This is a genomic window from Chitinophaga sp. (assembly GCF_035538455.1).
In the GTDB taxonomy this organism is placed as follows: Bacteria; Bacteroidota; Bacteroidia; order Chitinophagales; family Chitinophagaceae; genus Chitinophaga.
Map to the genome: position 1 here is coordinate 67,281 of NZ_DATLKJ010000202.1, position 12,928 is coordinate 80,208.

Below are 12,928 nucleotides of genomic sequence, written 5' to 3' on the forward strand. Positions count from 1 at the left end.
CGATATGGAAAGAACAGTGGCCAGCATAGTGGCTTATATTGTACATCTGGTACAACCGGAGTCTGTTATGTTATTTGGATCGGTAAACCGTGGTACCTATAACAGCAATAGTGATATTGATCTGCTGGTTGTTGCGGTTCCCGTGGACGACAGAAACCGGCTTGTTAAACAAATAAGGGCTTATGCTGCGGGCTTGTCGGTTAAGGTAGATATATTGATACGTACTCCTGATGAAGTGCGTACAGCTGTATCAGAACCTACTTCTTTCATAAACGCTGTTATGAAGGAGGGGCGCGTATTGTACCGGTTAGTGCAGTAGAAATAAATGAAAAAAAAGTGACGAAAAAATTTTACTGTCAACGATATAAATCGTATATTTAATTATCGGAGTTACTTAAAGTTTTGGTATGGAATAGAAATAGACGTAGAGTCACATGAAGTCATAACACAAAAAGAACTTTGATTTTAATTTGATTGAGCTTTCGTGGTGTTCCTCGGGGGCTTTTTCTTTTTAGGTATCTTCTCATTTCTCTGTTGTATTCTCTCATCAGACGTGCTATATTTACGAGATGCAAATGGTGCCATTTATAAATTAATCATATCATCATGACGGTAGAACAGATTGCGACGCGCCTGGCTGAATATTGCCGGAGAGAAGAATTTAGTAAAGCACAGCAGGAATTATATGCAGACGAAGCTGTCAGCATAGAGCCTTTCGACGTTCCTGGTTTCGACAGGGAGACTAAGGGACTGCCAGCATTGATAGAGAAGGATAAGAAGTTCAGCTCGATGGTGGAATCGCGGTATGGGACTGCTGTTTCAAGGCCATTGATTGCGGGCAATGTGTTTTCTTTTGTGCTGACGATGGACATCAAAGTAAAAGGTCAGGACCGTAGCATCATGACAGAGTTATGTGTGTATCATGTGAAGGATGGTAAAATTATTTCTGAGCAGTTTTTTATGTAGGGGAGATATATCAATTACCAAAGTAGTTCATGATGATTTTGCTTATCGTATCTGCTTTGTTGAAAACCATGAGGTGTCCACCGCCCTTGATGCGATAATCAGGATGCACCAGCCTGCTGGCGATCACTCTGTCGGCGGTACCATGTATCTGGATTGTTTTCTGTGGCGCTACTTTATTATCCCAGTAAGCAATACTTTTCAATGCCCAGCGAAAGAAGGAGACATCTGTGGCCTGTAGCAATTTTTTCAGTGCTTTCTTGTCGGGTAGAGAGCGGGCGCCAAAATAGCTGTAGGTGAGAAAGTTAGCGCGTCTCAGTAATGAGCTGGGAATGATCCGGTATAGCCCCAGTTTCATGAAGAAAAATTGCATCTTGTTTAGCTCATCTTTTGTTCTGACGGAGGAGATCAACACCATTTTTTCTACATCTATTTGTTTGGATACTTCCACCGCTACGATGCCTCCAAAGGAAAGGCCGATTATGTATGGATTTTTGACGGTGATCTGGCTCTTTATCCTTCCTGCATACTGCGTTAGGGACTCGCCTGTTAAAGCGGGAATCCAGGAAACGTATACTTTGCGGTACCCCGGCAATTTCAGGTTCATGAATACACTGGAATCAGCTCCGATACCACTAAAAAAATAGATTGTTTTTTGTTCTGCTTTAGCTGTGTCCGCAGGGGCTTGAGAATGGCCCGGGAAGCTGCTTAATATCAATAAAACGGAAAAGATCACTTTCACACTTTTCATCATAAGTTTCCTCACTTCTTGTCTGGATAGACATTATTAACAGGTGCGATATTATCAAAAAAAGTACCAATCGCCAGTGTTTGGTGATCAATTTTAGGATTTAGTTCGCATAGGAGCATTGAATATTCCGGCGATTTTGGGTATTTGCTCTGTTTGGGCTGCCCAGGTATTTTAGCATTTGGTCTGCAATTTGATTTTATAGGGTAGTCACAAGTAGTAAAATTATCGTGTATATTAACATAGTCTTCATTATCTGGCCGGATAAATTTGCTATTTTAGTGGTCCTATAATTACTGTATTCATGAATGAGGAGAAAGACAAGCCATCATCTGGCATTTTGAGGAGCCTTAAAAGGCTGATCTTTGAGGATGAATCTGAGGCAGCAGCAGCTGCGCATGCGACCCCACCACCGGCTCCAGCGCCACCGCAACGCCAGGCTGTTACCCCGCCACCGTTACCGGACACTCCGCCGCCCCTGCCGGTGACAGAAGCGCCGGTTTCTGATGTGAAACAGATGAAAATCAAGGTACTGGAGATACTTGAGAAGTTGAACGAACCTGGTATCGACTTTTTCGAGGTATGGAATGCCGCCGCAGAAATGGGCGTAGTGGACGCCAATTCCCTGAAAGCGGCTTTCACTTCTCTGAAATATGCAGACAAATCGCTGACAAAAGATAAACTAACGGCTACGGGTAAACGTTATGCAGAAGAGCTGCAACGTACTATCGCGGCAGACGTTTCCCGTAAACAGCAGCAGAAACAGTTGGTAGAGCAGCAGCAGATAAAAGAAAAAGAGACGTTGGCAACGGATATACAAGATTTGGAACGGAAATTGAATGAACTGAGCCAGCAACTTGAAATCAAACAGAAGAATCTGAGAGAGATCAACAGTAAATATGAACCACAGCTGCGCGATATAGACAGTAAGATTGTTCTTGGTAACGCTGCCGTGGCCGAAGTGATAAGAGATATTCAAAAGGCCCTTGACCTCATTGAAAGCAACATAATTTAATTCTCCCTATGGTACAACAACAGCAGCAGGTAATCATTCCTGCAGAGTTGAAAAATCAGCTCCCCATCTTCCAGGTGTTGGGCGATAATTTGCCTGCCCAACTCAAAACTCCTGAAGCAAAAAAGACCATTTCCAGTATTATTTTCTGGGCACTTGTGATTGGGGGCGCTGTGGCGTTCTTCAAATACCTGCCTGTGATGCTGGAATATGCTGCCAAAAGCATTTTGCTGGTAATTTTCAGTATCGTACTGATCGTACTGTTGCTGCTGGCTCCGAAAATTATTTCGGTACTGCACAGGTTGGGAACCATCCTGCTTTTCAAAAGTGAAAAAGCTATCATCCGCAATAATCCGGTGGAGTCGCTCCAGCTGCTCTCCCGGGATGCACGCGATACCCTCAAACGGGTAAAGGAAAAAATCGCCAATGTGGATGGTGTGCGGATAGACATGATTCAGAGCGGCGAATCATCCCAGAAAACTGCAGAAGAAAAATATTCACTGGCTAAACGTTTCACACAGGAAGCCGGTACCCTCGAAGAAAAGAGCAGGGCAGAGGCTGCGAACAACAATTCGGAGAAAGCCAACGCCCTTGCCAGAGATGCTAAGGAAACCCGTACCAAGGCTTTCCTGTTGGGTAAAGAAGGTGAAGCTGAAGAGCAGAACGCCAGAAGCTATGCGCAATACGCCAACCAGTTTGCTAAAGTGCTGGAAGTACTGAAAGACAACGAAAGCGCTGCACGGATATACGTTAGCACTTTGGACAGCAGTATCTCTATCATCGCCAAGAAACTGGAGGCCACCCAGAAAATGAAGAACGCCACCGAAGGGCTGGCTGAGGTGTTCAACATCAAAGATGGCTGGGTATTCCAGGAAGCAATGGCCGCCGCTACCGGGGCTATCAGCCAGAATATTGCCTCTATCAGATCCAACCTTGATTTCCTGGATCAGAATAACAATATTACCGTAGGCGGTACACCGTCGCAGGCCGAACTGGAAGACTTCATCAAAAAAGTGGACGACCGCAACCTGAAAATGCTCAACGTGAGCCAGGTCGCTGATTCCTACCACGAACTGAAGCCGGAAGAAAAAATTGACAAAGGTTTCTCTATTCTTGACTAATCAGAAAACACAACCCAAAAGCAAATACAAATATGGCTGAAAATTCAACCTGGGGCAGGCTTCGCTGGCCAATCAAAGCCCTGATCATTGCAATACCTATCATTGTTATAGGTTACTTCGCATCAGAAAGTGGCATACTGGATGGGAAAGCAACCAAATCCGCAGAAAATAAGGAGTCGACCCTGCCTGAGCCTTCATCCTCTTCAGCAGCAGCGCCGAAAGAGAAAGGCAGCAGCAGTGCGAAGAGCAGCAGCAACCACCGCACTTTCAACTATGTTCCTGAAAAACCGGTGAACCCTGAAATAAAAGGCGTGGTGGAAGTAGGCGCTTCCGGCTTCAACTCCTTTGTGGTGAAAATCGATAAAGATCAGCACTGGGAAATTGTAAGTAAAGATTTCGGTAAGTCGTTCGTTTACGAAGGAATGGCTACCACAGAAGATATCCGTAAGGGTCTGAAAGACTACATTGGCGCAATGTTCGATAAAGGTGTGAAATCCCGCAACGTACATTTCGTGATCAGCTCCGGCGCACAGAAAGAGCCGAAAACAGCTGTCATCGCTGCTGAGCTGAAAAAGATGGGTTACCTGGCTAACCTTGTAACACCTGAACTGGAAGGTAAGTATGCGTTGAAATCCGTGCTGCCTCCGGCTTATTACGATAACTCTTTTGTTGTGGATATCGGGTCCGGTAACACCAAAATCTCCTGGATGGAGAATGGTTCCATCAAGTCTCTGGAAGGCCCTGGCGCCAAATACTACGAGAAAGACATGAAGGACGATGCTGTATATGCTGCTATTAAAGCGCTGGCAGAGAAGATCCCTGCCGCTAAACGCGAAATCTGCTTCATTATCGGTGGTGTACCTTTTGAAATGGCTAACCAGATTCGCGATGGCGAAGAGCGTTTCACAGTGCTGAACGGACCTGAAGAGTATAAATCTGATAAGGCGAAAGTGAAAGCTGGTGTGAACATCTACAAAGCTATCAAAGATGTAACCAAGTGCGATACCTTTGTGTTCGACTGGGATGCAAACTTCACGATTGGTTATCTGCTGTCGTTGAATAATGTTAAATAGTTCCCGAAGATAAAAAAAGAAAAAGGGGGCGTCTCTTGTATTGAGAGATCCCCCTTTTTCTTTTCTGTCGGATGACAATGCGACTCCCTGATACTGTAATTTTGCATGTAGGGATTAATAACTATTATGATGGATTTATCTGATGCAGAGAGGCACATTCACTGTGTTACGAATTTTGAAGACCTTGTTTCTACGCCGTTTAGCGGGGAAATTAATGCGATTTGCTGGAGCCGCCAGCTAACAGGTGATTTTTCTGAGGTTGTTAGAAAAGTGGAGTTAAGCGGAAATATAACAGAAGTTGAAGAGGAGGAGCTTCGTGCACTTCAGTTAAGTGAACAGGGGCAACAGGCCCGTGATATTCTTTTAAATGACCTGAAGATGTTGAAAGCTCATGGGGCCTCGCCAGTTCTGAATGTGATCAGCCACTACGACCGGGATAATACCTATCCGTTTTTTCCAACTGATGTTTATTCTTTTCACGTAGATCGCTCTCCGGTACCCGTTGATACTTTTTTATGCACTTACTATGGTGAGTCCAGTGACATATTACCAAATTCACAAGGCGAGAAGAAGGTACTTATTCCGGCCATACGCGACCATCTCAGAAAGCTATACCAGGGAGGGGAGGAAGGCTTTGAATCGTTCTTAAGTGAAAACTTCTTTGATCTGCACTATCAGGCTAAGCCTGATGCGCGTCCAATCAGCTTAGGTCTTGGGCATCTATGGAGGCTGGCAGTTGATCATCCTGAAAGCCGGGTTCTTCCTTGTCTTCACCGTGCACCAAAGGAAAAACCCGGACAGCCCCGGTTGTTGATGATCTGCTGAACACAAAATCCGGAATACTTCGAACTAAAAAGGCCTTCAACCCATAGGATTTGAAGGCCTTTTTAGTTTCCGGCGGGACGATAATAAGACTCCCTGATATTGTAATCCGGTAAAAGCCGGTGTTATATAAGCAGGTCTGAACCTGCCGTTTATTTGAATTGATCTAAGGTTTCATCTTGCTTAAGCACCTTTTCATAATTCTCCTTTTTCAATGCAGCCAGTTTTTCTCTGAGCGCCGGGTTATGGGTAGCCAGTATCTGTACTGCCAGTAAACCTGCATTACGTGCACCGTTCACCCCTACAGTAGCTACAGGAACATCGCCAGGCATCTGAACAATTGATAAAAGTGAATCCCAGCCATCAAGAGAGTTAGATGATTTAATAGGTACACCAACTACAGGCAAAGTGGTAATAGCTGCCACCATACCCGGAAGATGTGCAGCACCACCGGCGCCGGCGATGATGATTTTCAGGCCACGTTCTTCAGCAGCGGCAGCATATTCAAACATCCTCTGCGGGCTGCGATGTGCTGATACTACATTAAACTCGAAGCCTATATCGAATCTCTTTAAAACCTCGATCGCCTGGCTCATAATAGGCGCATCTGAACTACTGCCCATAATAATGCCTACTTCTACCTGTTTCATATTTTTTAATTTAAAATTTTCCGAATAGTTTCAGCTTTTGCTACAACGTTTTCCATTGTGCTGTCTGTGAGGGTAATATGACCCACTTTCCTGCCTAGTCTGCTACCTTTTTTGCCATACCAGTGAAGATGTGCTCCAGGTATTTCTAACAGGCGCTGGAATTTTTCCAGTCTGTTCGAACTCAGCGCAGCAGTTTCAAGAATATTCATCATTAAAGACGGGAAACGAAGTGCGGTGTCGCCAAGCGGCAACCCTAAAATGGCGCGGAGCAGTTGCTCGTATTGTGAGGTAGTACTGGCTTCTATCGTATGGTGACCGCTGTTATGTGGTCTTGGGGCTAGTTCATTCACCAGCAACTTATTCTCCTTTGTAATAAACATTTCTACAGCAAGAATACCCACCAGCTGGAGTGCATCTGCTATTTTTTCAGCGAGGGCGATTGCTTCTTTTTGCATTCCCTCCTCTATTGTTGCCGGCGCTTCCTGGAACTCAAGTACGAACTTCTCTCCTGAGAATATCATTTTAACAGGATCATAGCATTTTACAGCACCTTGCTCATTTCTTGCTACGATAACAGCGATTTCGTGTTTGATATCCACCAACTCTTCCAATACACTTGGTTCATCGAAAGCCGTTTCAATATCGGCAGTTGTTTTCAACACCATTACACCGTATCCATCGTAGCCATTGCGGCGTTTCTTAAGACAGCCCGGCAATTTATTTCCGATCTTATAAAGATCACTTTTGCCTTCAATAGCTACCCCGGGCACAACTGGTATATTGTGCGACAGGAGGAATTGTTTCTGGGTATATTTATCCTGAATTGTTTTAATAGTATCGGGAGACGGGAAAACCTGTTTACCCTGCAGTTCGAGTTCGCGTAAAGCGTCGATATTCACGGCTTCCATTTCTATCGTAATAACATCCAGGTTTTTACCGAATGCCATAACTGCGTCATAAGAAGTAGGATCGCCACAGGTGAAGAAAGAAGTATAACGTGCACAAGGGGCATTAGGGTCTTTATCCATTACGGAAATGCTGAGGCCAAAATCTATGGCATGTCTGATGAGCATACTTCCCAGTTGACCTCCCCCTAATATTCCTATTTTCAAATTTTCAAGCATAAACTACAATTGGGTTGCAAAGGTATGAAACTATTGCAAATGATTGTAATACTATTCTTTATGGTATTGAGGGATAAGGATATACAGCTGTCCGTTAAAAAATGGAATAGCATCTGGAGTCCTTTCAAGTTAGGGGAAAGTTTGCATAATTACTGAATTATATAAAAAAGAGAGAAGCCTTAGAATGCTTCAATTAGAAGAATTCTAAGGCTTCTTTACTTTGTCGGGACGACTAGACGACGCCCTGATATCGCAAATTATTGAATTTCAAATGCTTGAATAAAGAACTTTGGATCTACTCACTGGATTGTACTTGCGGCCCAAGTGATATTAGTACGCAAGTTATAGTTTGTGCCAAATAATTCCAAAATGTTAGGGAGTGAACATATAATTGGAAGAAATTAAAAGAAAATTCGTCAGGCTTGGGCGTTGTAAAAACAATTAACAGCAGCAGTTATTTTTTCAGTATCTCTGAAAGCGAGCCTTTCAGCCATATCACGGCATTTATCGGTGTGATTGTGGATTTATCGTTAAATTGTGAAAATATTATTATTGCCTCATATGAACTATCAACAATACATAGCGGGATTGAGGCCAGATAATCCTGAGTTTGAAAAGTTTATCAACGACTATGGTAGCCGACAGGCACTTGCTACTGCGTTCATACCGACCGAAGTGTTTATTCAGCAAGAAATTGAGAGAATCAACCATAACATTAAGAACCATAAATTGTTTAATGTTGACGTTAGCATCGGACCATTCCAAACGGCCAGGCCATTCCAACATTCGATTTGCGCCACTATCGTTTTTGAAGCACTGATGAGTGGGAGAAATCTAACGGTGGGGCAGATCATAGAGACTGCAAAGGCGCAGGCGGAAATTACAAATAGAAAAACTATGCAATGGGGTGTAGGTGTTGAAATTGGCGAGGAATTCCAGACCACTTGCTATAATTGGATTAAATCCGGGATTGTTTATGTTTATTATATCCAGTATTTGTATAAAAAGATGAAGGATCATACCTTAACGGTAGCAAAATTTATTCTGGTTCTTGGTGATGGCAATGTTATTACTATGGGTAATGATAATCATGTTGATGCTAAAATCACCATAGATAAAGCGAGTCCTTCCAAGGAAGGTGTCAATAGGGCTTCGCAGGATACCTGAGAGGATAAGCCTTCATGTTAACTGCGTCTGGATGATCTATGGTAAAACAATACGAATGGAACAACATATATTGAAACAGGTTTTAGCAGAATTGATTGATATGGGCAAAAGCCTTCATGGGTCAATAATGAAGCTGTATTATTTTGCCAGGGAAACTAAGAATGAAGAACTTATTGCATTTCTTAAAAATGAAATCAATGGATACCAAATAGGCGACGTTCTCCCTGATTACAGGAAAACAGCCGGTCAACTGTTTGTTACCTTGCAATTCGGCATTTATGGTGATGGTACAGAGGTGCGTGAAATCCCCCGGTCAATGGTTCCTGAAGATGCCCTGTCATTGCTTACAGAGGTACGACTCTATGAAGGAGTGGCTGTACTTGAAAAAATGGCAACCGAAAAAAGTCAGGAACAATTTATCTATAAGGGACTTCCGATGGAATCATTGCACACAATTGTGCCAGCTGTAGAAAAATTATATAAGTCCGATTCCGGACAAGTGATTCCGATCAGCGCACGAGTAAGAGCAAATGCCAATGTAGTTACACAGGTCCCTCAGACCATCCGCATGCGCCTGTTAGATTTTGTATATGAAATAAAGGAGGCCATTGGACTGGAAATCAATATTAGTGAGTTCAGTAAACACCCAGAAAAGATCAATCAAATAACTAATAATTTTATGAGTACAAACATCCACAATACCGGTGATGGTAACTTTATTAATACCGGTGATAACAATCAGAATACCGTTAACATCACCATTCAGAAAGGAGACCTAGCAGCTTTTAAGCAAAAACTCGCAGATATCGGTGTTGATAAGCAGAATATTGAAGAGATCAGCGAGATCGTTCAAACAGAAAAACCTGATGGTGCTAGTCTAGGCCCTAAGGCCAGCAGTTGGCTGGTTAAAATGTATACCAATGCCTTAAGTGGCGCAGGTAAGATAACATTAGGTGCAGCAGGCAATCTGCTTGCGACAATAGTTAAGCAAGTTCTGGGTCTGGAAGCATAATATGGCTAAAGAAGCCATGTTAGAAAGATAAATAAATATATCACAATTTATTAATACAACTCTGTTTACCATCTATAAAGTAACGTTTCGAGTGAAGCTCTTCCAGCAGGTTGACATTATGTTTTTATAACATATTTATCTATTGCCATATGAGGTAGAATAGATGCTGGTTCAAGTGGCTGGGGCTTTATGTAAGTGAATGAATTCCTTTATGTACTGCCTGGTACAGATAAGAGTAGGGTGACCACCCATTGCCAATATTATTATTAGGACCAAAACAAAAAAGGTCAGAAATAAGAAAATGATGCTACGGTATTCTCTAAAAGTCAGCCCCTCCCCTTCAAATCGGAAAATACCGGGTATATGAATTTTTAGCTTTTTATTGGTCATGGCGATTAATTTTATTGCAAACTTAATCGTCTAACTTGTTTCGATCGGAAAGTGGTATTTGTGGTAGAAAAAAAGTATTTACTGCCATGCACCAGGTCTAACTTTAAAATTGGCAGAAACTTTACTTTTCTTCCAGTCATGGAAGTTGTCCGTTAATAGGGATACATATTTGTCTTTGCATTGACCAGAAGGCTCCCATTGCCGGCTTGCCTTTTGGAAAAACTCCGCGAAAAGTGAAATAATTAGGTTTGTTTCCCCTCTTCCGAAATTGATTTTTTGTTTACCAATATCCATTCTTCCAAATGCCCTGGCAATAAATGATTTAAAGGCTTCTTCGGTTAAAAAAGGAGCATTGTTTTTGGACGGAGTGGAAGTAAGTATTTTGAAATGCTGAACTGCCTCAGAAATCGGCATTCTCGGGCAAAACTCATTATGAAGCTTTTCTATCTCATAGTGATCTTTGCGATCTCTTTCAGTTCCGGCAGACTTTATAGCTGGTTCTTCTGCCAGTTTTTCCAGTATCGGGGTTATCTCTTTTAAGTATCGAAGCTCGCCGCTAAACCATTGCTTAAACAGCTTATATAGCTTTTTCCTTTCGTCATTAATGTTCTCTCCCAATTGCATTAACTCATGATCGCGCCTGGCGTTAATTATTTCGAAGCATTTCTTCTCGGGATCTGAAAGGTTACCCTGAGTAGCCAGGGCCTTTGCATTTACTTCTTTTAATATATGTTGGGTACTTTCCATCAGAAAGGTAACCAATCTTTCTTCGGTAATGACTCTTATTTTACTAATCCCTGAATACCTATTATATTTTTTTTCTCCTGAAAGAATTGGAATTTGATTTTCAAAGTGTGCTTTAAGGTGAGTAAGGTAACTGATTTGCCAGGGGAATATTTCTAGCCATTTATTATACTTCCCAATCAATTCTATTATATCAACCTGGTCAGCTGCACCATCATGGGATTCATAGCTGTTAATAAAAGCGAGTATTTTATCTATTTTAGGCTGATATATTTTTTCATAAGAGCAATTAAGTATATGCTCTATATGGCTCAAATAAACATTTAGTGCAATTGGGCTTCCAAACCCTTTAGGAAGTTGTCCAAAACTTTCGATGGAATATTCAATCCATTCGGTGATGTGATCATACCAATCAGATTCATCCAGTTTACTTGCAATCAGGTTTTCGGTCTGCCGGGCAGTTTCCAGGATTTTTTCAGGTAGTCTTTTTAGCTTCTCCAGAGTAAACCAGTCTGCATCCACTAATGTCTTATGTGATTTGCAGCAATGGGGAAACATTGACAAGTAACTAACAATATTATCAGGAAGGCTACGATGACCAGGGCAGCATTCCGGCCAATTTGGTTTTAACAGGTATTTTTCGTCTTTCAATTCAGTCCTACTATGCCAAATAACAAAATCATCATTGGATAACCATCTTAATTTGTTATCATTTTGATAACGGTAAAACTTTGCGTTGGGATTAATTATATCAATATTCATCACATTAAGACATTTATATGATTTTGGTATATATGCCAGAACCAGCTAAAGCAAATATAAGATTTCAGAAATAATGCACGGGACCACAAAGCATGTATACTTTAGTAACCCGCGACTTTATACTACATGCATTTTTCCGCGAGATGATTCTGGAGCCATCTGCCCGCAGCTAACATATCTTCCTGTTTAATCTGTTTGCCGCCGACTAAAGCAAGCCCCCATTTTCTGCCTTTATATTCAAATAGAGGGGATTCCTGTGAAATACGCAGATTGCATAATCTATATTACGGACCAGCAACCAGCAATCCCATACAACATAATAAAGCTGCCCATGATAAGCGATATGTTCCCTGTATAATTCGGGGGTGCCATGATATCTACCAAGAACCTCACTGAATCCTGCAGGAACACTCACATGTTTCCCATCAGTAGATAATAGGTATTCTTTTGCGCGGGAACCGGTTCGTCGCCTCTGCGGCGAAGAATTTCTTCAAACATCCAAAATAAAGCCGCTGTAATTGATGTACGTATTTAACTACCGTTTTTGATTCATAGGTACCAATACCAATGCTCCAGGTATCTTTTTCATTTTTTTTGACGAAAAGCCGGTCACCAGTTGTGGAGAATTTTTCGAACATGCCATATTTTGAATCCCTTACACTAGTAAAGTTTAACATGGAAAGTTCATTCCGGTCAATTACAATAGGTTCCGGGAAATGGCGCATAGATGGGAAAAAGGGTAATGGGCCTCCTGAATTCGGATGACGGACCCGTGATATTTGAAATAACATCCCTCATTTGCCTGTTCCAGCTTAATTCCTTTCATATCATTTTCTAAGGCAAAATACTAAAAAAATTAGCATCTTCATTTCCCGACCATTTGCTACAAGCGAATAATGACACTATGAACTATTTCAATATTGATAATAAATCATTTAACCATATTATTAATATTTATATGATAGTTATGAAAGTGCGCAAGTAGGTAATGCATTAAGGTGGCTATCTTTGGTCATAACCTCCTTAAAGTAATAAAGGATGAATTTTAACTATTGCCCGGGAATCAACCTGGAGAAAAATACATTTGATGAATGTGCCGTGAGAATAGAGCAGATTGCACATGAGTTAAATTTCCCAGAGCTTGGAAAAAATTTTGATCAAATTTTATTTGCACTAACAAAATTAGAACTCATTTCATAAATACCTTCTTAATAAGATCATAACAAAAGCGAGATGAACAAAGGATTCGTAATGTTCGATATATCTGTCATAGCGGGTAATAACTCGCTTAAACTTATTGAGCCATGCGAAAAATCGCTCAATTTTCCACCTGCGTTTAT

The 12,928-nt window shown here is 41.7% G+C and carries 13 protein-coding genes; 8 read left to right on the plus strand and 5 right to left on the minus strand.

Going from position 1 to position 12,928, the window contains the following annotated elements; translation table 11 throughout:
* Window positions 1-4 precede the first annotated feature (4 nt).
* Together VM802_RS24215 and VM802_RS24220 are read left to right on the plus strand one after the other, a co-directional pair.
* A complete protein-coding gene (locus VM802_RS24215; protein ID WP_325535492.1) occupies window positions 5-319 on the plus strand; it encodes a nucleotidyltransferase domain-containing protein in 315 nt (104 codons plus the stop codon).
* 287 nt (window positions 320-606) lie between these two features.
* Window positions 607-966, plus strand: a complete 360-nt coding sequence (locus tag VM802_RS24220; protein ID WP_325535494.1) for a SnoaL-like domain-containing protein — start codon at window positions 607-609, stop codon at window positions 964-966.
* Between the two features lie 10 nt (window positions 967-976).
* On the opposite strand, the gene VM802_RS24225 is transcribed toward VM802_RS24220, so the two are convergent.
* Entirely contained in the window at window positions 977-1,570 is a 594-nt protein-coding gene (locus tag VM802_RS24225; protein WP_325535496.1) for an alpha/beta hydrolase, read from the minus strand.
* A gap of 445 nt (window positions 1,571-2,015) precedes the next feature.
* Between VM802_RS24225 and VM802_RS24230 the strand changes: the two genes are divergently transcribed.
* From VM802_RS24230 to VM802_RS24245, 4 genes are all read left to right on the plus strand, one after another.
* On the plus strand, window positions 2,016-2,726 hold the full coding sequence (locus VM802_RS24230; protein ID WP_325535498.1) for a hypothetical protein: 711 nt from the start codon (window positions 2,016-2,018) through the stop codon (window positions 2,724-2,726).
* An 8-nt stretch (window positions 2,727-2,734) separates the two neighbouring features.
* Window positions 2,735-3,844, plus strand: a complete 1,110-nt coding sequence (locus VM802_RS24235) for a hypothetical protein (protein ID WP_325535500.1) — start codon at window positions 2,735-2,737, stop codon at window positions 3,842-3,844.
* Between the two features lie 32 nt (window positions 3,845-3,876).
* Window positions 3,877-4,917 carry a hypothetical protein gene (locus VM802_RS24240; protein ID WP_325535502.1) on the plus strand — a complete coding sequence of 347 codons (1,041 nt, stop codon included), beginning with the start codon at window positions 3,877-3,879 and terminating at the stop codon, window positions 4,915-4,917.
* Window positions 4,918-5,043: 126 nt separating this feature from the next.
* The gene (locus VM802_RS24245; protein ID WP_325535504.1) at window positions 5,044-5,742 is read left to right on the plus strand and encodes a hypothetical protein; all 699 of its coding nucleotides are present in this window, start codon (window positions 5,044-5,046) and stop codon (window positions 5,740-5,742) included.
* Between the two features lie 149 nt (window positions 5,743-5,891).
* Here the strand turns inward: VM802_RS24245 and purE are convergent, their stop codons facing one another.
* The gene (purE, locus tag VM802_RS24250; protein WP_325535506.1) at window positions 5,892-6,389 is read right to left on the minus strand and encodes a 5-(carboxyamino)imidazole ribonucleotide mutase; all 498 of its coding nucleotides are present in this window, start codon (window positions 6,387-6,389) and stop codon (window positions 5,892-5,894) included.
* A gap of 5 nt (window positions 6,390-6,394) precedes the next feature.
* Window positions 6,395-7,513 (minus strand): 5-(carboxyamino)imidazole ribonucleotide synthase, encoded by a 1,119-nt coding sequence (locus VM802_RS24255; protein WP_325535508.1) that lies wholly within the window; start codon window positions 7,511-7,513, stop codon window positions 6,395-6,397.
* 561 nt (window positions 7,514-8,074) lie between these two features.
* Here VM802_RS24255 and VM802_RS24260 point away from each other — a divergent pair.
* Window positions 8,075-8,680 carry a hypothetical protein gene (locus VM802_RS24260; protein ID WP_325535510.1) on the plus strand — a complete coding sequence of 202 codons (606 nt, stop codon included), beginning with the start codon at window positions 8,075-8,077 and terminating at the stop codon, window positions 8,678-8,680.
* A 55-nt stretch (window positions 8,681-8,735) separates the two neighbouring features.
* A complete protein-coding gene (locus tag VM802_RS24265; protein ID WP_325535512.1) occupies window positions 8,736-9,692 on the plus strand; it encodes an AbiTii domain-containing protein in 957 nt (318 codons plus the stop codon).
* 468 nt (window positions 9,693-10,160) lie between these two features.
* Here VM802_RS24265 and VM802_RS24270 read toward each other — a convergent pair whose 3' ends face one another.
* Window positions 10,161-11,591 (minus strand): hypothetical protein, encoded by a 1,431-nt coding sequence (locus VM802_RS24270; RefSeq protein WP_325535514.1) that lies wholly within the window; start codon window positions 11,589-11,591, stop codon window positions 10,161-10,163.
* A gap of 422 nt (window positions 11,592-12,013) precedes the next feature.
* Window positions 12,014-12,265, minus strand: a complete 252-nt coding sequence (locus VM802_RS24275; protein WP_325535516.1) for a hypothetical protein — start codon at window positions 12,263-12,265, stop codon at window positions 12,014-12,016.
* Window positions 12,266-12,928: the final 663 nt, after the last annotated feature.

Coding starts and splice junctions, on each gene's coding strand:
- VM802_RS24230 (WP_325535498.1), top strand. CDS start 2,016: ATGAATGAGGAGAAAGACAAGCCATCATCTGGCATTTTGAGGAGCCTT.
- VM802_RS24245 (WP_325535504.1), top strand. CDS start 5,044: ATGATGGATTTATCTGATGCAGAGAGGCACATTCACTGTGTTACGAAT.
- VM802_RS24225 (WP_325535496.1), bottom strand. CDS start 1,570: ATGAACCTGAAATTGCCGGGGTACCGCAAAGTATACGTTTCCTGGATT.
- VM802_RS24255 (WP_325535508.1), bottom strand. CDS start 7,513: ATGCTTGAAAATTTGAAAATAGGAATATTAGGGGGAGGTCAACTGGGA.
- VM802_RS24215 (WP_325535492.1), top strand. CDS start 5: ATGGAAAGAACAGTGGCCAGCATAGTGGCTTATATTGTACATCTGGTA.
- purE (WP_325535506.1), bottom strand. CDS start 6,389: ATGAAACAGGTAGAAGTAGGCATTATTATGGGCAGTAGTTCAGATGCG.
- VM802_RS24235 (WP_325535500.1), top strand. CDS start 2,735: ATGGTACAACAACAGCAGCAGGTAATCATTCCTGCAGAGTTGAAAAAT.
- VM802_RS24275 (WP_325535516.1), bottom strand. CDS start 12,265: ATGTTAAACTTTACTAGTGTAAGGGATTCAAAATATGGCATGTTCGAA.
- VM802_RS24265 (WP_325535512.1), top strand. CDS start 8,736: ATGGAACAACATATATTGAAACAGGTTTTAGCAGAATTGATTGATATG.
- VM802_RS24240 (WP_325535502.1), top strand. CDS start 3,877: ATGGCTGAAAATTCAACCTGGGGCAGGCTTCGCTGGCCAATCAAAGCC.
- VM802_RS24220 (WP_325535494.1), top strand. CDS start 607: ATGACGGTAGAACAGATTGCGACGCGCCTGGCTGAATATTGCCGGAGA.
- VM802_RS24260 (WP_325535510.1), top strand. CDS start 8,075: ATGAACTATCAACAATACATAGCGGGATTGAGGCCAGATAATCCTGAG.